Here is a 17584-nt window from a genome sequence, read left to right as displayed (position 1 = left end):
CCCTAAATAACATCCATGTGCAAAACAGTAAGAAGGCTTCCCTAATCATAACCTACTGGACCATAAAGCTTTAGCCATACAAAATCCAACCCTAACCTAGAATGAGCTTTTCTGCCGTTTTTAAAATTCCCGGGTAATCGTGTTCTGGTAAATAATCAGTTAATTGGCTTAACTTATCTGACAGGTCATTCATATTATGAGCCGATACATTTATATGACCCATTTTACGACCTGGCTTAGCCGTTTTACCGTACCAATGACTTGTCACGTCGGGTAATGTAAGCACCTCAGCAGGGATGCTTGCTTGTCCTAGTACATTGATCATAGCTGTAATATGTTTAAGCTCAGTATTACCAAGTGGTAAACCTGCAACGGCACGCATATGATTTTCAAATTGCGAACAATGGCAACCTTGCTGAGTCCAATGACCTGAATTATGTACACGCGGTGCAATTTCATTAACTAATAGTGTGCCCATTACATCAAAAAACTCAATGGCCAATACGCCTACATAGTTAAGTTCGTTTGCAATTTTTGTAAATGCATCGTTTGCTTGAGCTTCAACATTTTGGTTATTTTTACCCGCAACCGACAGTGTTAACACACCGTTGGTGTGCTCGTTTTCTGTTAATGGATAAATTGCAACATTACCGTGCTTATCTCGTGCGCCAATAATCGATACTTCTCGATCAAACGGGATCATTTTTTCAGCAATAATGGTATGCGGTGCATCTTGTGTTCCCGATGCTATAAACTCAGCCATTTCAGACCAAATTTCATCAATTTGATCATCAGATTTTAAACGCCACTGCCCTTTACCATCGTACCCTGCTTGGCAGGTTTTTATAACAAGTGGCTTACCCAGGTTTTTAGCGGCCAACTCCAAATGTACTTTTTCTGTAATTAACTGATAAGGCGCGCATTCAACACCGGTTTTGTTAAGTAACGCTTTTTCTAGTGCTCTATCGCCACCCGTTTTAATCGCGGCTTTACCCGGATAAAACTTATTACTGTTGCAACATAGCGTTAATACATCATCAGGAATATGCTCAAATTCTGCCGTGATTGCATCAGCGTCGCTAATAGCTTGTTCAAGTGTAGTTGTGTAAATCTCACCCGTTAGCGGGTGCTTAATTTGTTTAGTTCCCACATCGTAGGCAACTACATTCAAATTAAGCGGTGCGCCTGCAAGGCTCATCATACGTGCAAGTTGTCCTGCACCTAAAATTAAAATATTCATTTTTACTCTGCAGGGTTTGGGTTGGCTAATATTGTGTCTGTTTGATTTTTACGAAACGCTTCGATTTTTTCAAAAATGTCGGGGTTATGGCACCCTAAAATTTGTGCGGCTAATAAGCCTGCGTTTGCAGCGCCTGGTTCACCAATTGCTAAGGTACCTACTGCTACCCCTTTTGGCATTTGGCAAATTGACAATAGAGAATCAACACCATTTAATGCCTTTGATTTAACAGGAACGCCTAAAACAGGAACAGATGTAAAAGCCGCTGCCATACCCGGTAAATGGGCTGCGCCACCTGCGCCGGCAATAATAACTTTAATGCCACGTTCTGCAGCAGAGCTTGCATAATCAGCAAGTAATTGAGGAGTGCGGTGTGCAGATACAACTTTGGTTTCGTACTTAATACCAAACTGCTCTAGCATCAGTGCAGCGTGTTCCATGGTTGGCCAATCTGACTTAGAACCCATAATAATGCCAACAGTCATAAATACTCCTCAGTAATGTATTTTAAAATAGCGGACTTATGTCCGGTTTTAGGCGGGTATTATACCCAAACACTTTTAATTTGCGAGGTTCGGATGGTATTAAATGAAGATTAAAGGCTAATTTTTTATAAATAATTAATACACAACAAAAACAAAAAAAGCCATGTTAAACATGGCTTTTTGTAAATCTGAAATTGCAACGTAATTACGCTTCTTTACTTGCTAGGTACTCAGAGTAATTACCTCTAAAATCGATTATTTTACCGTCTTTAATTTCCCATATACGGGTTGCAACAGAAGAGACAAACTGGCGGTCATGCGATACAAAAAGTAAAGTGCCTTCATATGCTTCAAGCGCTAAGTTTAGTGCTTCAATCGATTCCATATCCATGTGGTTGGTTGGCTCATCCATTAAAAGTATGTTTGGTTTATGCATCATAATTTTGCCAAACAACATACGGCCTTGCTCACCACCTGATATTACTTTTACCGACTTTTTAATATCGTTCTGTGAGAACAACATACGACCTAAGAAACTACGAACAACTTGTTCATCGTCGCCTTCTTGCTGCCATTGCTCCATCCACTCAAACAAGTTCATGTCTTTTTCGAATTCGTCAGCGTGGTCTTGCGCATAGTAGCCAATGTTAGCGTTTTCAGACCACTTAAATTCACCTGCCTTTGGTGTAAGTTTACCTGCTAACGTGTTAAGTAACGTTGTTTTACCTACGCCATTTTCACCAATTATGGCAATACGCTCGCCAACTTCAACTAAACCTTCAAGGCCTGAGAATAGAGTATTGTCTTCAAAACCTTGACTAATACTTGTCATTTCTAGCGCGTTGCGGAACAGTTGTTTTTCTTGGTCAAAACGAATAAATGGTGTTTGACGAGATGATGCTTTTACTTCGTCTAACTGAATTTTGTCGATACGCTTGGCACGCGATGTGGCTTGTTTAGCTTTTGAAGCATTAGCCGAGAAGCGTGATACAAACTGCTGGAGCTCGGCAATTTGACTTTTCTTCTTAGCATTTTCACTTAATAGGCGTTCACGTGCTTGCGTTGCTGCAAACATGTATTCGTCGTAGTTACCAGGATAAATACGTAGCTCACCGTAATCTATGTCGGCCATGTGTGTACACACAGAGTTTAAGAAGTGACGGTCATGCGAGATGATGATCATAGTACAATCGCGCTGATTCAATACATCTTCTAACCACTTGATAGTGTAAATGTCCAAGTTATTGGTAGGCTCATCAAGTAGCATAATATCAGGGTCAGAAAACAGAACCTGTGCAAGTAACACTCGCAGTTTAAAACCCGGTGCAATTTCAGACATAGGACCATAGTGCTGCTCAGTAGCAATACCAACACCTAATAAAAGCTCACCCGCTTTAGACTCGGCTGAGTAACCATCCATTTCAGCAAATTCAGTTTCAAGATCGGCTACTTTCATACCGTCTTCTTCACTCATTTCAGGTAAAGAATAAATACGATCACGTTCTTGTTTAATAGCCCATAACTCTTTGTGGCCCATGATCACAGTATCAATTACAGAGTATTCTTCGTAAGCAAACTGGTCTTGATTTAGTTTAGCAACACGCTCATTTGGATCAGTGCTTACGTTACCCGAAGATGGCTCTAGTTCACCACTGAGTATTTTCATAAATGTTGATTTACCACAACCATTTGCACCAATTAAACCGTAACGGTTTCCTTCGCCAAATTTTGCTGAGATATTTTCAAATAACGGTTTAGCACCAAATTGCATGGTGATGTTAGCTGTACTAATAATAGCGCTACCCTCCAAGGGAGACAGGATGTATTTAAATTGCGCGCAGTTTAAACCAAAATGGCCTATTTTTCTATCAAAAATCAAACTTACCAAGCACCAAAACTTAATGATTAAGAGTATAGATTTCTAATTTTATTTTGGTATTTACCTCATTGTTAATATTAAATTTAAGGTTAGATAGCCATGCTCATATAAATTTTTAAAAATTAAGTAAGGTTATGCTATTTAATTGAAAAACATAAGAATTAGAGTTTTTATACTAGAAACATAATTAATAGCTAACTTGAAAAATCATCACAATAATTAAATGTTTTTAAGGTTGTAAATTTTCAAACTACTTGTGTATTTACTATAAAAATACACATTCATAACAACTTAAAAACACAATTAACTCAGCGTGAATGTCTACCTATTATGTATAAAATTTCGATGATGTTTTTTCACTTTTGACAAACAAAGGTGTTTGCTAGTGTGCCCTGCACTTATGATTGACCACATCGCACACAAGGAAACACACAATGAAATTGAAACTAACATCAATGCTAATAGCAATAATGGTTAGCCCTTCAGTATTCTCTGAAGTAAACATATACACGGACGAACGCAATTCAATGAGTGTAGGTGGTTTTATAGACGTAAGAGTTATAAATACGCAAAACCAAACTGAAGTCGTGAACGGTACATCCCGTATAAATTTTAAAATTGACCGAAAACTTAAGTACGGCTGGAAAGCCCTAGGACTAGTTGAATGGGGTGTAAACCCTGTAGGTAGTAGCGATATTATTTACAACAACCGCTTTGAATCAATCCAGGATGAATTTTTATATAACCGTTTAGGCTATGCCGGCCTCTCGCATGATAAATACGGCCAAATTACAATTGGTAAGCAATGGGGTGCATGGTACGACGTTGTTTATGGCACAAATAACAGCTTTGTATGGGATGGTAATGCAGCGGGTGTTTATACCTATAACAAAGACGATGGCGCAGTAAACGGTACAGGCCGAGGCGATAAACTTATTCAATATCGTAATAGCTACAATGACTTAAGTTTTACACTGCAAGCACAGCTCAAAAACAGCGAGTTTTATACCTGTGACGTTAGTGACATTACCGAAGAAGAATGCGAAACGCTTTGGAATGCAGGCGATGATTACGTAATTCAGCCAAACTTTAATACCGATCCGAACGATGTATTTAAACGTCAATTTGCTGTTATTGGTGTTCATTATTTAATTGACGAAGACACAATTGCGTATATAGAAGCACGTAAAGATTTTAGTGACTTTGAAAGCAATGATAAAGATCAGCAAGCACAAATGGAGCAGTCAGAAGATGACGGCATTGCATTTGGTTTTAGATATCAATTGTAGAAAGTAATTACCCTTTCGCGCTCTAGTGACTTAGGGCGCTGTACCCTAACCTCACTCTTGCTTATTATTTCTCATATACAATCACCTGCTAAGATTAGCTTTTACCATAAATTGTATGATGTGTTCTTTACGGGGTTTACATAAATTTACTTAAAGCAAACCTGTATATATATTTTGTAGGCTGTTTACAACGTTTGGTTTAGCAACATATTAAGGCCTTTTATTTAAAAACTTTTGATATCCACCTAACGCATCTGCAACACTTAGTCTTGGATTATCGTTATGTTCCGCATTGGGATTAATAATAGATTCCCACTTTAAGTGCTCGTTAGGGCTGGCCTTTAATGCTTGCTCTAAATTACTATACGCCTCTAACATAAGCGGATGCTCTTCCTCACCTACCGATAAAAACAAATACGTTGGCTTTTTAAACATTTTATTCGACGCCTTTAAAAACGAGTCAACTTTGTTTACTACCGTCATATCGTCATACCAGGCGGCAGGACTAAACGCAAAATAGCCATTAAACAAATCCGGTTTAGTATGAAGCGTATAAAGCACAAAACTGCCACCAGCAGAAAAACCACTTAAAATACGGTTATTGTTTAATTTAAATCGATTAGTCAAATAAGGTAATAATTCTAACTCTATAAACTGTAAAAACTTATCTGCTTCTCCGTTGGGTTCTATATTGTTTGTTGCAGGCGCTTGGGTATTAACGTCTTGGCGAGCATAAGGAGGTACCAAATCACGATTTCGAGTAGCCGTAAAAAACAAGTTAGGGATTGATACCAATATAGCTTGCTCGGCCTGTGCTTTGTTTGAGAATGACGCTAATGTTTCATTCCACGTATCTAGGTTAAAGTTACCATCGGTTTTTATTATTAACGAATAAACTTTATTGGTATCGTAGTTAACGGGTAGCCTAATAAATACCTTACGCGATTCATTTAAAATTTTTGAATCAAGTGTAATGTCTGTATAAGCCGATACATAATGATTGTAGTAGCGGCCGCCTAAAATAAGTAAGCTTAACGTAATGACTGCTAATCCGAGGTTAATTAGATAGTTTTTATTAATTTTTAACGACATGTATATCTCTTTTTACTAATTATTGTTAAGACTACAAAACCAAATATTTTCGTTATTAGTAAACCCTAGTCCCTCAAGCAACTTGCACGAAGCCGTATTAGCTTTGTTAACCTCTGCGTAAAGCATTATTAACTCGTAATGCATAACAAGTTTTGGGATTAAAGTTTGCAGCGTTTCTTTCATGTAGCCCTGTTGCCAAAATTCAGGATCTAATTCAAAACCTAAAAATGCGGTTCTTGCTTCTTTATTAATTTTATACAGACCACAACTACCAATTACTTTATTGAGGGTATTCTGTTTAATCGTAAAGCGTATAACTTCTCCCTCATAATAGCCGCTTATATCATTTTGTATTAATTGTTTAATTTCACTTTTGCTAAGGGGTGTTGTGTAGTCATTAAACTGGCTAACAAGAGGATTATTTAAAATAGCATGCATACTGGCAGCATCTTTATGGGATATTAAGCGAAGCGTGACACGAGGTGTAGCCAAATTTTTATACATGTTGTAATACAAAATTAAATAGCACTTTATGAACGCGTATTATTAACTTACCATTACATATTAACAAGCATTAAATTGAGAGCAGCCAAGCATGAGTGACGACTTTAAAGTGATACAACCAACAACTACAGTTTACTGCCCTAAACGTGGTGAAGGTTGGACCTTAACCGGAATCACTAACATTAACGAATTTACCTCTGTTATGTTTGATGGTACACGTTACACATTACCAGCACGTGAAATTATTGAAGAGCTACTCCCTAACCAGCTAGCTCGAGAGCAAAATAGCTAACGCTCCATCAATAAAAAAGGCTGCAGCTAAGCAGCCTTTTTTATAATTAACGCCAATTTAAAATGTATCGTCTTCACTGTATACATTTACTTTGAGCTCATCGTCGTCTTCAAATACAACAAACGAAATAGGCTTACAGCATACTTGGCAGTCTTCTATATATTGTTCATCAATATCAGCCGCATCAAGTAATACTTCAATGCTTTCGCCGCAATACGGGCAACTTATCGATTTTTCGGTTAACTGGTTCATTTAACACCTGCTAATTTATTCATCAATGTTTTCACTTTAATAAACACGCTTTAATAATACAACATAGTGTTATGTGGGTTACTTATTCAAAATGTGGCTTTAACTACAAAGTATTACGTACATTACTTTGCATCTAGCCTGCTAAAGCAATGAAATAGTAATAACAGTTAGCAGGTCTAGCTATAAAGAATATGTATTTAAACTCACACTAGAGGTAGATTATTATATGAAAAAATCACTTACGCTTGCATTAACATCTGCCGCAATTTTATTTAGCACTTTTACTCATGCTGCAAAAACCGAAAAAGCGGTTTTAGCCGGTGGGTGTTTTTGGTGTATGGAAAGCGACTTTGAAAAGCTTGAAGGTGTAAAAGATGTAATATCAGGCTTCACAGGAGGTAAGCTTAAAAACCCAACCTACAGTGGTAACCACAAAGGCCATTACGAGGCAGTACAAATTACTTACGACCCGCAAGTAGTCAGCTACAAAGGCATACTTGATCACTATTGGGTGAATATTGATCCCTTTGATGCAAAAGGCCAATTTTGTGATAAAGGCCCTAGCTATTTAAGCGCGATTTTTGTAGCTAACGAGCAAGAACGTAAAATAGCTGAACAAACCAAACTGGCCGTTGTGAATGAGTTTCCTAATCAAACAGTAGTAACGCCTATACTAAACGCCTCCACTTTTTATCCCATTAAAGGAAAAGAAAGCTACCATCAGGATTATTATAAAAATAATCCTATTCGCTACAACACATATCGTTGGCGATGTGGTCGCGACAGCCGTCTTGAAGATATATGGGGCGACAGAGTCACCCATTAATAGCTGCTGTTAAATCAGGCTGCATTTTGTGTAGCCTTTCAAGCTTAAGCCCCATCTATTATTAATTTTTTATATATACTGTTTACTTTAAAGTGATATTTATTAATTTTAATCATATCAATAAAATAGACTCCTAGATTGTTAAACCTGTATTCAATAACTGGAGTGACACAATATGAAAACTAATCAATTACAACTAGCCAGAGCACTTGATTTACCAACACGTCAAGCTATGTTAAACCGTGAGCATTCAGTTCAACAGTTTTGGTCAAACAATAACGAATTAATAACAAATGCTTGGAGTGAATGGGAACTAAGCGAACTTAATCAATCAGCTTTTACACTCGATGATTCTTTGCTTGATAAAAACTTACGCGAAGCGATTACTAAAGCTTGGCAAGATCCGACTAAAGAACATTTGGTTAAATCGCTTCTTAAAGAAGTAGCACCAGATGTGTACGAGTTTCAATTTTTTGACCCTGAGCGTTTATCTGATTTACGCGGTTACCTTGAGCAAGTGTGGAACTCTGGTATCCCTATGCGCCCACCATACGGAATTGTATTAAACAGACGTGGCGTCATGCTTGATAAGCGTTCAAGTGGTTATTTAGCAGCGCCAAGTTTTCAGGCATTTTACAACGAGGTCTTAAACAATTATATGAGACCCATTTCTCGCTTATTGTTCCCTGAGATTATGGGTTATGACACGCAAACATTTGGGTTTTCTATTTACTACGATCCCAACACAGATGCTTCTATTCGCCCACATACCGATGCGTCAGCGGTCACGTTAAATATTAATTTAAATTTACCTGAAGAAAAATTTACAGGTTCAGAACTCGACTTTTATGACCAACAAACAGGTAAAGTCACTCAGCTCAGTTTTAAACCGGGTTGTGCAATGATACACAGAGGTAATGTTGCTCATGCTGCTAAACCTATCCTAACAGGTGATAGAACAAATTTTGTAATGTGGTTATTTGGTGACCGAGGCCGCTTACCAGCCCATGGTGCACAACGTAATCATATAGATGCAAAAGAGCGCTGGACTACGCCAAAATCAGTACCAGACGGTTATGTCCCCTTTTAGTATTTAATACTATTATGAGAGATTAACTGTATATAAGGCTGCTATCAAAAGCAGCCTTTTCAGTGTAAGTCGTGCGTAAATTTAAAATTTATATGAAGCAGAAAACTTAACGTTTCTTGGTGTACCAGGTTGTACCCACGCATCGGCAAACGAGTTTGTGTAATACGTTTCATCAAACAGGTTATTTATCTCAGCCGCAATGCCAATTTCGTCTGTCACATCGTAGTTTACAAAAACACGCGCTGTTGTGTAACTTGGTAACTCAAAGTCGGTACCAAAAAAGCCGTTACGCTTGCCCACATGTAATAAACCACCACCAAACTTAATGGCTTTACCGTAAAGCGCTATAGATTGCACTAACTGTAAACTAAGCTGTTGCTCAGGCACGTTTAATAGTGATGCACCCGCTTCTACTGTGTAACCAAAGTTAGCATCAAAAAATGAGTTTTCGATTGTTGCATCAACATAGGCATACGACGCCCAAACTTCAAGCGTATCGGTAAGCTCGCCCGTTAGGTCTATTTCTATGCCTTTACTTTGTGCTTCCCCAATGGCTGCGTAAGTAAACGCTGTTGCATCGTCTACTACTAGCATGTTGTCTTGCTGTACTTTAAACACAGCAACAGTACCAAATAATGCGCCATCGTTTAATGTAAAATTAACACCCACCTCTGCAGAGCTAGATTGGTTTGGCTCAAAACCATCGCCATTGGCATCGGCCCCCGAAAGCGGACGGAAGTTTTCACCGTAAGCACCATAAACAGATACATAATCGCTTGCTTGATAAACCACACCAAACTGCGGGCTCACGCGTGACTGCGTTTGTTTAGTTTTGGTGTTAGTTAAGCGGTTATTTAAGCGCTGCTCGTAATCATCAAAACGTGCACCAATACGTATATCTAACTTATCGGTTAGGCTTATTTGATCTTGAATGAATAACCCTACAGATTCTTGAATTTCTACGCGGTCAGTATTTGATGTTGGCGTTGGTAATTCGTAGGCGCCGTAAACAGGGTTAAATACATTAATGTATTGATCGCCACGTACACGCAGTGCAAATTGATCATTTTCAAATTTATCGGCATCTATCCCAATTATTAAACGATTTTCAACGCCTGCTACGTTAACATTACCGCTCACTTCAGCTCTCAGTACTTGATAAGTAGAATCGTAATCCCGATAGCGTCTAAAGCGGTTTACTTCGCCATTAACTACACCACCAAAGCCGGTTTCGGTTGCAAAGCCTTCTAAAGAAGTATCGCGGTAGTTGGCACCAAATAAAATGCTCCAGTTATCATCAAAGTCATGAATATACTCTAACTGGTGCCCTAGTACATCGGCTTCAATTGGGCCATCGCCCGGCTCACCTAAAAAGCGACTTCCAGGTATAAGGCCAAGCTCACCATCTATGGCTAATACACCTCTATCAAACGGTACTTCTTGGTCGCTATATTCAAGCTCGTATATTAGTTGGCTGCTATTATTAATATTCCACACGATTGACGGGCTAAAGCCTTGTTTAGTGGTTTCGATGGTATCTCTAAAGCTTTCGGCGTCTTCGTAAAAACCAACCAATCTAATTGCTACGTCGTCGTTAAGGGCTGTGGTGTAATCAACATCGGCGCGGTAAGTATTAAAACTACCTATAGAGACCTTAATTTCGCCTGCGGTGTCAAACATTGGGCGTTTAGTAACAAGGTTTACAGTACCACCAGGCTCACCACGGCCAAATAAAGCAGCGCGCGGGCCTTTTAAAACCTCTACTGACTCAATACCCGACAAATCACGTGAGCCTCCAAAGCCACGTCCTGCATTAAAGCCATTTACTAAGTAGTTACTTGGCAGGTTTTCGTCACCTACAAAGCCACGTAACGAAAAGCTATTCCACAGCCCACCAAAGTTGTTTTGGCGCGCAACCGAGGCTGATAAATCAAGCGCTTGGTCAAGGCTTACTGCGCCTGCGTTTTCAAGGGCTTCTAAATCAATTTTAAGCTCTGACTGAGGTGTTTCTAAAGGGCTAAAGTTACCTTGATAAGCTTGGCGAGATGCAACAACGGTTACTTTTTCAATTGCGTCATCCTTTACGCTTTTACTTTGCAGGTTTTGCTCAGCGGCCATAACGTGGCTGCTAAATAAGCTTACTAAGCAAGTACTTAAATAGGTGAGCTTAAGCCCTTTTGAATTGGTTTTCATTGTGAACCTTGTGAGTAATGTAAGTATTTTATAGTTATGTAGTAATATTAATCGCGCTAAACAGGTACGTTTAGCGCTGTATTTTTAGTTGCTGCTTTGCGTAGTGTTTTCAAAGCGTGGCATGTTTTTAAGGGCTGCTTTAGTTGGGTCGCCTTTGTAAAATAACCACGGGTAATAAAACTCGCGCAATTGTTGATGATAATCCCTAATTTGCTGCTCATAAGTATACGCGGCAATTGAATCGGTATTGGCTGCACGGGTTAAGCTACGCTGTAATAACAACGGTGGCGAAATCCAAGATACAAAACCGGCTAATTCGTATTTTCTAGCGGCTGCGTCGCGATAGGCCTTTGAAAGCTTTGCCGCTTTTAAATCGCCCATTTGTTGAAATGCGTAATACCATTTCCATTCAAATTCGCTGTTCATATCTATATATGGTGCAAGCGCTGGATACTCTTTAATAAAAGGCTGCATAGTGGCAGATTTTGGTAAATCCCACGCATCGTTTACAGCCTCGCGTTGAGTAAGCATAATGTCGCCACCTTTAGGCGAATCCACCGACTTGTTTATAGCAAGGTCGCCTAAAATAGGAATAATAAAAGCAAACAACACCCACAAACCAATTAAGCTAGAGGCAACACGTGGCGCACTGGTTGCATTTTTACCCCACCACACGCTTAGTGCAGTCCAAAATGCAAGGTAGGCAATACACAACAGCGATACATACGCCACTTCATACGTGCTTACCCTAGCTATAAATCCGCCTACAAAAAATGGCAGCATTAAACACACTATTATTGCTACAAACCTTACGGTTATACGAGCGCCCCACAAAGCAAAGTAAGACTTAGCTGTAGTGACTAATAAATCGTGCCTACCGCTGGTACGCTCGCTTGCAAATAAATCATGAAACAGCAAAATAATAACCAGTGGCGCTAGCGCACTAATTACAAACACAAAATCTATTTTACCGGCTTGAGCCAGCTCAGCATTTTGTGCATCGCTTTCGTAAATTTGCCCCTCAAGCGCTAATAAATTAATGCGGTGTTTCCATGGGAATATATCGCGTTCACCTAAAGCAGCAAATGCCAGGTTAGATGGCTGCCAGTACGTTAAATGAAAGCTGTAATAAGCCAACATGCCTGCATCGCTTTGCTTTTTCTGTACTTTAGCGCGGTCGCTTTGATCTGCTGCTTTTAAGCGCTCTATTGTTTGCTGCTGTGCGCTTACTTCGCTTAACCCGCTGTAAATAGCAAAACCCGATAAAACAAGGCTACACAGTAGTAATACCACTACGTATTTTTGGCGCAGTAAAAAGCCCCATTCACGTATAAGTTGTGTAATTAAATAGCTCATAACAAACGTTTTCCTACCAATTTAATACCGCCCACAAGTACTACAATCCACAGTAATAACTGTAAAAACGCAGGTACACTTCTTTGTGCTCGAACATCTGCACTGTCTACATTAAAATTAAAGTCTTGTAGTATTTGCCAGTTCTCTGCGCTTACGCGTGCTTTTTTAGTGGCTGCGGCATCAGCATTGCGGTTCATATCATCTTTGTAATCAAGCTCTTCAATGTGAATTTTGTTAAGCCCTTGCACAAAATCAAAGCGAAGTTGCTCAGTTTCGCGTAAAAAGCGATGATGCGTTTCAATACTTGTACCCACCACAATCATAGAAAGCGTGCGAATAGCCACCATAGGGGATACCCAACCAAAATAACGCGATACCTGCGTTTGCTTAAGTTCACTTTGCATACGTTGCTCAGCAAATTGGTTTAGTACGTTGGCTTGTTTAGCCTCTGATTCACTGGCTACTAAACCTCTAAAGTTTACCGGCAGCTCACCAATGCTATTTACGTTGTACTTTTTAAGGAGTGATTGTTTAAATTGCTTAAATGCAGGGTCGTTCGTGTTATGGCCATCGCCTAGTTTTCTAAGCTCGGCTTTAACAGCAAAATCGGTTTCTATTTTACCGGCAGATGGCACAGCCGTTGAGGCCGTAGTACTTGCTACGCGCGGCATAACAATACACAGTAAAATCCATACAAACGCAAGCGCCGTAAAACTACCACTGTTTTTACTAAACACGCTCGATGCGAGTAAAATCAGTAATACCCACACAGTTAAATATAAAGCGTAACCTAAAACAAAACTGGCAACTGCTAATAAGCTTTCACCCGCAAATACCGTAAACAAAGCCGATACAGCCAGTGGCGCAATAACTAAGCCCACTACCGAAAGCAGCGCTAAACCTTTACCGGCAATAAGCGTAATACCCGACGTGCCTTGCGCTAATAAGTACGACAGCGTTCGCGATTCACGCTCACGACTAATAGAGCTGTAGCCAATTAATATAAGCAGTAACGGCGCTAATGTTTGCACTATAAAAGCAGGCGTTAAGCTACCTAATTTAGTAAGCGCTGTACCTTGGCGTTGATCGGCAAACATTGCACTGTTTTGCCTATGTCCTTCTAAAAATATTGAGTTACCTGTGTATGCGTCAATACCTGGGTCGAGGGTGCTCAGTGGTGAAGGCGTTCTAAAGGCATAGTGCCCATAGTGCACCATTCTGTGTGGGTGACGATCGGGCTGATCAACAAAACTTTGCTCGGCATTTGATTGCAGTTCATGGCGATCATGGCTTAGTTCAAGCATAGTAATTGCGGTCACCACAACCGATGAAAGCGTAAGCAATAAGCCAATGGCTAAAACGGACATTGCTAGTTTTGAGCGAAGCCAATAGCGCCATTCATCTTTGGCAACTATAACCACCTTTGAAAAGTTATTTATACTCATTACGCGCCTCTTTGCGCAAAGGCTGCGTGCACTTGTTCGGTATCAATGCGTCCGTTTTCTGGCGCGTCAAATTCGCCCACCAGCTCGCCCGCTCTTAGTAACCCTATACGGTTAGCTACTTGGCAGGCTCCGTATACATCATGCGTAACCATTAAAATAGTAGCACCCGTTAATGCAAGCTCGCGAACTAACTGGTTAAACTCATCTATGGCAACAGGGTCAAGGCCCGAGGTAGGTTCATCAAGTAAAAATATCGGGGCTTCACGTAAAATAGCCAGTGCAATCGCGGTTTTTTGCCTCATGCCTTTAGAATACGTTTGCATAGGACGCTCCCATGCAGCTTGTTGCAGCGCTACACGGTTAAACGCGGCATTAATCTGTTCGTCTGTTTTATTAATATCAGCAAGTGATAAAAAATATTCTACGTTTTCGCGTGCTGTTAAATGCGGGTATAACGTTGCAGACTCAGGTAAATACGCCGTTTTGCCGCGAACAAAGTCAAGTGCTTTGCTCACCTCTTTACCCGCTACTTTTACTGAGCCTTGCGTTGGTTTATTAAAACCCAGTAACGTTTTTAACGTGGTTGACTTACCCGCACCGTTACCGCCAAGTAGTGCATAAATTTCGCCTGAGCCAACAATAAAATTTAAGTTTTTTAAAATGGCGTTATTTTTAATACTAAAACTTAGCGAGTCCACTTCAATAATGGCTTTGTGAGTCGCACTATTGCTGTCATTTTTTTGTGCGTTTGATTGTTCTGCAATTGTAAAATCTTTATTAGGTGAGTGGTTAACCGGTACGTGTGTTGTCACATTCAAGCTCTTTCATAAATTAGAATTTATCGAATGTTATACTATAACAACTATTTATTGCAACAATATAACATTGTAATTATTTGCAAATGAGACAAAATATATCTGAGAGTTACAAAAGATATTGCAAATGGCTATATCCGCTTGTCGCACGTTACAGATACAGTAAAATTGGTATACACGTTTGATTAAAATTATTAGCCAAAAACTCTACCTACGAGTCGCTTTATCTATAGCCTTAGTTGCTATTGTGGTATCAATAGTGTCGTCAATGCTGTCGTATTACTCGGACCTTAAAGAAAAGAAAAACACCAACTATCTACTTGTCCAACAGCTAGCCCATACCGTTGAAAAAACAGCGACTATAGCTGCTTATTTAAACGATCAGGAATTAAGCCAAGAAATAATTAACGGCTTGCTAAGTAACGATATTGTGCAAGGCGCAAGCATAGGTATTGCAGTGGCCCCTAACGATGGCAATGAACTACTTAAATTAATGTTCAACGCAGATCAAATGCTCTACCAGGTAAAAGAAACAGGCCGCGGAAATGTTGCCTTTTATGGCGAGTTAAAAAATAAGATCCTCTTAAGTATATTGAACAATTAAGTTTTCAATTGCTAAAATGCAAACCTACTTTCCTATCAAGATATACAATGGCAAACTTCTATACTCATCTAAATACTGCTGTTATCATCACCGGCTTAAGTTCAGCCACATTATTATCTGCAGATCACATTGATTTAAACGGCGCACTTTGGTTGTGGTTTTTAGGCTCCATTGGCGGCTTATTACCCGACATTGACTCTGATAACTCCACATCACTCGATACTATTTTTAACTTATTTGCGCTAAGTACAGTATTAATAGTAATGCATTACATTACCACGGAGCTAACTATTCAAATTAGTTTTGTCGAGTTAATTGTAGTGCCTTTGTTAGTGTATGGATTTATGAAATATATTGTCAGGCCCATTTTTGAATGGATCACAGTACATAGAGGCAGTTGCCACTCTTTATTATTTATACTGCTTTGCGCGTTGTTAACAACACAAGTAACATGGCAATTGAATGACCAATCAACCCTTTATTCGGCAACTTTTGCCTGGTTAACAGGTGGGTTTATTTTACTAGGCGGCTTCATTCATTTATTGCTCGATGAAATTTACAGCGTAGATTTAAGTAATGTTGAAATAAAACGGTCATTTGGATCGGCTCTAAAAGTGGCTGAATTTGATAATAAATTAATTACATTGGCTTCGATTATAGCTATTACATGTTTAATCTATGTGGCCCCACCTACAGCGCAAACTATATCGGCCTTGAGTGACTGGTCTCATTTTAGGCTTTTATCTAGTTAGTTTAGTATTAAGGCAGTTTGCAATGTTACTAACTTTAACTAGTTATAACATTGCTAAATTAGTTGCCACTATTTGATACAAAATATTTTTATAATTTTAAACGAAATAATTAAATAGTTTCACCTGTCTTATACCTGCAAGTTCGAAAGCTTTTGCATCATTTAAAGCGTCAAATATAAATTATAAGAGGTCCTTAATGGAATTTACGAATAAACGCACCACCCTAATTGCAGCATCTTTATTGTTGGCGTTAGCGATAACACAGGCTATTTTTACAGCGCTTTACAGTGGCGGAATTAGCTTTTCAAGGCAGTACGCATGGGGTCTAGAAGCGGTGCTGTTCACAGTACTTGTTGCATTTGCAGGTGCAGCTATGCTGCAAGCAAAAAATTCTCAACTAGGCTGGTCGGCAATCACATTTAGCGCTGTTCTTAACATAATACAAGTAAGTATTGGCCTAACTTTATTTTCAACATTTGGAAAAGTAGCGGGCGCAGTAGAAGGCGCACAACCATTAATTGGTGGTGTAGTGTCTTTATCATTCATGATTTACTATGCAGCTAAATTATTATTAGGCTTAGCAGCCCTTGTATTTGGCCTATCTTTTATTGCTAAAGGTGGCAAAGCCATTGGTAGCCTTACAGCCCTTGCAGGCGGTGTTGCAATGCTTGCCAATGCTATATTAATTATTTTTGGCCGTGATGGGTTCCTTCCATCAGGCGTTGCTGGCGCTTCAGGTATGATTGCAACATTACTTTTATCAATATGCTTAATAAGCCTTTACCGCAAAGCAGACTAAGGCCAAATACCTTACAAGCAAGGTATATATTTTATAGGTTATAAACATCGGCGTGTATTAGAGTGCTAATCCGCCGATGTTTTACGTTTAATGTGACAGCCATCTTAATTATTTAGAGCTCCCCTCTTTGGCCTTAAAGCCAGCGCCTAGCGTATCCCAAGTTAATGCCTTCTTCATAATCTAAAGACTAATTCACAAAGAGGGTATGAGGCGCTACGCTTTTAGAGGGTATAAATAGCTTATATCACAATCTTTACCGACTTATGAATTACTTATTCTTTAAGCTCTTACTAATTTTGTGCATTCTCAATAGGCCAATCTTTATGAGCTAAATATAACAATGCTATAAAATTAACTATAGGAACTAAAAAAAGAAAACCCATCGAGCCTTTAAAACCAGCTCTAGTAAATACGCGCCAACCTGCAAACGCTATCAATGCCCAAATTGCGATAGCTATAATAAAACCCATTATACATTCCCCTTAAATCTAGGCCATTCTGAGAAAGCTAAATAAAACAAAAATGCCAAGTTCAATGCCGGAATCCAAAAAACAAATATTGGCGTGTCTTTAAATCCAGCCTTAAAATAAATTTTACTTATTGCATGTCCACTTGCAAACCAAATTGCTAATGCAATTATTACTTCTATTACTACCACAAAGTTCTCCTTT

19 protein-coding genes are annotated in these 17584 nt (G+C 39.2%); 7 read left to right on the top strand and 12 right to left on the bottom strand.

What is annotated here, in order from left to right; all coding sequences use genetic code 11:
• Positions 1-91 precede the first annotated feature (91 nt).
• The 3 genes from ATS72_RS03740 to ATS72_RS03730 all read right to left on the bottom strand — a co-directional run bounded on the left by ATS72_RS03740 (position 92) and on the right by ATS72_RS03730 (position 3520).
• Entirely contained in the window at positions 92-1240 is a 1149-nt protein-coding gene (locus tag ATS72_RS03740; RefSeq protein ID WP_058428890.1) for a 5-(carboxyamino)imidazole ribonucleotide synthase, read from the bottom strand.
• 2 nt (positions 1241-1242) lie between these two features.
• Positions 1243-1725, bottom strand: a complete 483-nt coding sequence (gene purE, locus ATS72_RS03735) for a 5-(carboxyamino)imidazole ribonucleotide mutase (RefSeq protein WP_006792966.1) — start codon at positions 1723-1725, stop codon at positions 1243-1245.
• A 205-nt stretch (positions 1726-1930) separates the two neighbouring features.
• Positions 1931-3520 carry an ABC-F family ATPase gene (locus ATS72_RS03730; RefSeq protein WP_074210169.1) on the bottom strand — a complete coding sequence of 530 codons (1590 nt, stop codon included), beginning with the start codon at positions 3518-3520 and terminating at the stop codon, positions 1931-1933.
• Positions 3521-4038: 518 nt separating this feature from the next.
• On the opposite strand from ATS72_RS03730, the gene ATS72_RS03725 reads away from it, so the two are divergent.
• On the top strand, positions 4039-4893 hold the full coding sequence (locus ATS72_RS03725) for a porin (protein ID WP_074210147.1): 855 nt from the start codon (positions 4039-4041) through the stop codon (positions 4891-4893).
• A gap of 210 nt (positions 4894-5103) precedes the next feature.
• On the opposite strand, the gene ATS72_RS03720 is transcribed toward ATS72_RS03725, so the two are convergent.
• Positions 5104-5985 (bottom strand): alpha/beta hydrolase, encoded by an 882-nt coding sequence (locus ATS72_RS03720; protein WP_058428888.1) that lies wholly within the window; start codon positions 5983-5985, stop codon positions 5104-5106.
• Positions 5986-6000: 15 nt separating this feature from the next.
• On the bottom strand, positions 6001-6489 hold the full coding sequence (locus tag ATS72_RS03715; protein WP_058428887.1) for a GNAT family N-acetyltransferase: 489 nt from the start codon (positions 6487-6489) through the stop codon (positions 6001-6003).
• A 91-nt stretch (positions 6490-6580) separates the two neighbouring features.
• Between ATS72_RS03715 and ATS72_RS03710 the strand changes: the two genes are divergently transcribed.
• The gene (locus ATS72_RS03710; RefSeq protein ID WP_006792973.1) at positions 6581-6781 is read left to right on the top strand and encodes a hypothetical protein; all 201 of its coding nucleotides are present in this window, start codon (positions 6581-6583) and stop codon (positions 6779-6781) included.
• 57 nt (positions 6782-6838) lie between these two features.
• On the opposite strand, the gene ATS72_RS03705 is transcribed toward ATS72_RS03710, so the two are convergent.
• Entirely contained in the window at positions 6839-7033 is a 195-nt protein-coding gene (locus ATS72_RS03705) for a CPXCG motif-containing cysteine-rich protein (protein ID WP_058428886.1), read from the bottom strand.
• Positions 7034-7259: 226 nt separating this feature from the next.
• On the opposite strand from ATS72_RS03705, the gene msrA reads away from it, so the two are divergent.
• Together msrA and ATS72_RS18945 are read left to right on the top strand one after the other, a co-directional pair.
• Complete coding sequence (gene msrA / locus ATS72_RS03700) at positions 7260-7859, top strand: peptide-methionine (S)-S-oxide reductase MsrA (RefSeq protein ID WP_058428885.1); 600 nt, start codon at positions 7260-7262, stop codon at positions 7857-7859.
• Between the two features lie 175 nt (positions 7860-8034).
• Positions 8035-8949 (top strand): 2OG-Fe(II) oxygenase, encoded by a 915-nt coding sequence (locus tag ATS72_RS18945; protein ID WP_058428884.1) that lies wholly within the window; start codon positions 8035-8037, stop codon positions 8947-8949.
• 81 nt (positions 8950-9030) lie between these two features.
• On the opposite strand, the gene ATS72_RS03690 is transcribed toward ATS72_RS18945, so the two are convergent.
• The 4 genes from ATS72_RS03690 to ATS72_RS03675 form a co-directional block, all read right to left on the bottom strand.
• Positions 9031-11142, bottom strand: coding sequence for a TonB-dependent siderophore receptor (locus tag ATS72_RS03690; RefSeq protein ID WP_058428883.1), 2112 nt, complete (start codon positions 11140-11142; stop codon positions 9031-9033).
• An 84-nt stretch (positions 11143-11226) separates the two neighbouring features.
• Positions 11227-12498 carry a DUF3526 domain-containing protein gene (locus ATS72_RS03685; protein ID WP_058428882.1) on the bottom strand — a complete coding sequence of 424 codons (1272 nt, stop codon included), beginning with the start codon at positions 12496-12498 and terminating at the stop codon, positions 11227-11229.
• Positions 12495-13943: an ABC transporter permease gene (locus ATS72_RS03680; protein WP_058428881.1), complete on the bottom strand. Its 1449-nt coding sequence runs from the start codon at positions 13941-13943 to the stop codon at positions 12495-12497. Before ATS72_RS03680 ends, ATS72_RS03685 begins: the two co-directional genes overlap by 4 nt.
• Entirely contained in the window at positions 13943-14707 is a 765-nt protein-coding gene (locus tag ATS72_RS03675; protein WP_058429171.1) for an ABC transporter ATP-binding protein, read from the bottom strand. Before ATS72_RS03675 ends, ATS72_RS03680 begins: the two co-directional genes overlap by 1 nt.
• Positions 14708-14939: 232 nt before the next feature.
• Between ATS72_RS03675 and ATS72_RS03670 the strand changes: the two genes are divergently transcribed.
• The 3 genes from ATS72_RS03670 to ATS72_RS03660 all read left to right on the top strand — a co-directional run bounded on the left by ATS72_RS03670 (position 14940) and on the right by ATS72_RS03660 (position 16913).
• Positions 14940-15362 (top strand): diguanylate cyclase domain-containing protein, encoded by a 423-nt coding sequence (locus ATS72_RS03670; protein ID WP_058428880.1) that lies wholly within the window; start codon positions 14940-14942, stop codon positions 15360-15362.
• A 47-nt stretch (positions 15363-15409) separates the two neighbouring features.
• On the top strand, positions 15410-16114 hold the full coding sequence (locus tag ATS72_RS03665) for a metal-dependent hydrolase (protein ID WP_058428879.1): 705 nt from the start codon (positions 15410-15412) through the stop codon (positions 16112-16114).
• Positions 16115-16310: 196 nt separating this feature from the next.
• Entirely contained in the window at positions 16311-16913 is a 603-nt protein-coding gene (locus tag ATS72_RS03660) for a hypothetical protein (RefSeq protein ID WP_058428878.1), read from the top strand.
• Between the two features lie 290 nt (positions 16914-17203).
• On the opposite strand, the gene ATS72_RS03655 is transcribed toward ATS72_RS03660, so the two are convergent.
• Positions 17204-17383, bottom strand: a complete 180-nt coding sequence (locus ATS72_RS03655) for a hypothetical protein (RefSeq protein ID WP_058428877.1) — start codon at positions 17381-17383, stop codon at positions 17204-17206.
• Positions 17383-17571 (bottom strand): hypothetical protein, encoded by a 189-nt coding sequence (locus tag ATS72_RS03650; protein ID WP_058428876.1) that lies wholly within the window; start codon positions 17569-17571, stop codon positions 17383-17385. The genes ATS72_RS03655 and ATS72_RS03650 overlap by 1 nt, the downstream gene beginning before the upstream one ends.
• Positions 17572-17584: the final 13 nt, after the last annotated feature.

This window comes from Pseudoalteromonas sp. 13-15 (assembly GCF_001468205.2).
GTDB classification, from domain to species: domain Bacteria; phylum Pseudomonadota; class Gammaproteobacteria; order Enterobacterales; family Alteromonadaceae; genus Pseudoalteromonas; species Pseudoalteromonas marina.
This window is presented reverse-complemented; position numbering and strand designations above follow the sequence as displayed.

Coding starts and splice junctions, on each gene's coding strand:
- ATS72_RS03740 (WP_058428890.1), bottom strand. CDS start 1,240: ATGAATATTTTAATTTTAGGTGCAGGACAACTTGCACGTATGATGAGC.
- purE (WP_006792966.1), bottom strand. CDS start 1,725: ATGACTGTTGGCATTATTATGGGTTCTAAGTCAGATTGGCCAACCATG.
- ATS72_RS03725 (WP_074210147.1), top strand. CDS start 4,039: ATGAAATTGAAACTAACATCAATGCTAATAGCAATAATGGTTAGCCCT.
- ATS72_RS03720 (WP_058428888.1), bottom strand. CDS start 5,985: ATGTCGTTAAAAATTAATAAAAACTATCTAATTAACCTCGGATTAGCA.
- ATS72_RS03715 (WP_058428887.1), bottom strand. CDS start 6,489: ATGTATAAAAATTTGGCTACACCTCGTGTCACGCTTCGCTTAATATCC.
- ATS72_RS03710 (WP_006792973.1), top strand. CDS start 6,581: ATGAGTGACGACTTTAAAGTGATACAACCAACAACTACAGTTTACTGC.
- ATS72_RS03705 (WP_058428886.1), bottom strand. CDS start 7,033: ATGAACCAGTTAACCGAAAAATCGATAAGTTGCCCGTATTGCGGCGAA.
- msrA (WP_058428885.1), top strand. CDS start 7,260: ATGAAAAAATCACTTACGCTTGCATTAACATCTGCCGCAATTTTATTT.
- ATS72_RS18945 (WP_058428884.1), top strand. CDS start 8,035: ATGAAAACTAATCAATTACAACTAGCCAGAGCACTTGATTTACCAACA.
- ATS72_RS03690 (WP_058428883.1), bottom strand. CDS start 11,142: ATGAAAACCAATTCAAAAGGGCTTAAGCTCACCTATTTAAGTACTTGC.
- ATS72_RS03685 (WP_058428882.1), bottom strand. CDS start 12,498: ATGAGCTATTTAATTACACAACTTATACGTGAATGGGGCTTTTTACTG.
- ATS72_RS03680 (WP_058428881.1), bottom strand. CDS start 13,943: ATGAGTATAAATAACTTTTCAAAGGTGGTTATAGTTGCCAAAGATGAA.
- ATS72_RS03665 (WP_058428879.1), top strand. CDS start 15,410: ATGGCAAACTTCTATACTCATCTAAATACTGCTGTTATCATCACCGGC.
- ATS72_RS03660 (WP_058428878.1), top strand. CDS start 16,311: ATGGAATTTACGAATAAACGCACCACCCTAATTGCAGCATCTTTATTG.
- ATS72_RS03655 (WP_058428877.1), bottom strand. CDS start 17,383: ATGGGTTTTATTATAGCTATCGCAATTTGGGCATTGATAGCGTTTGCA.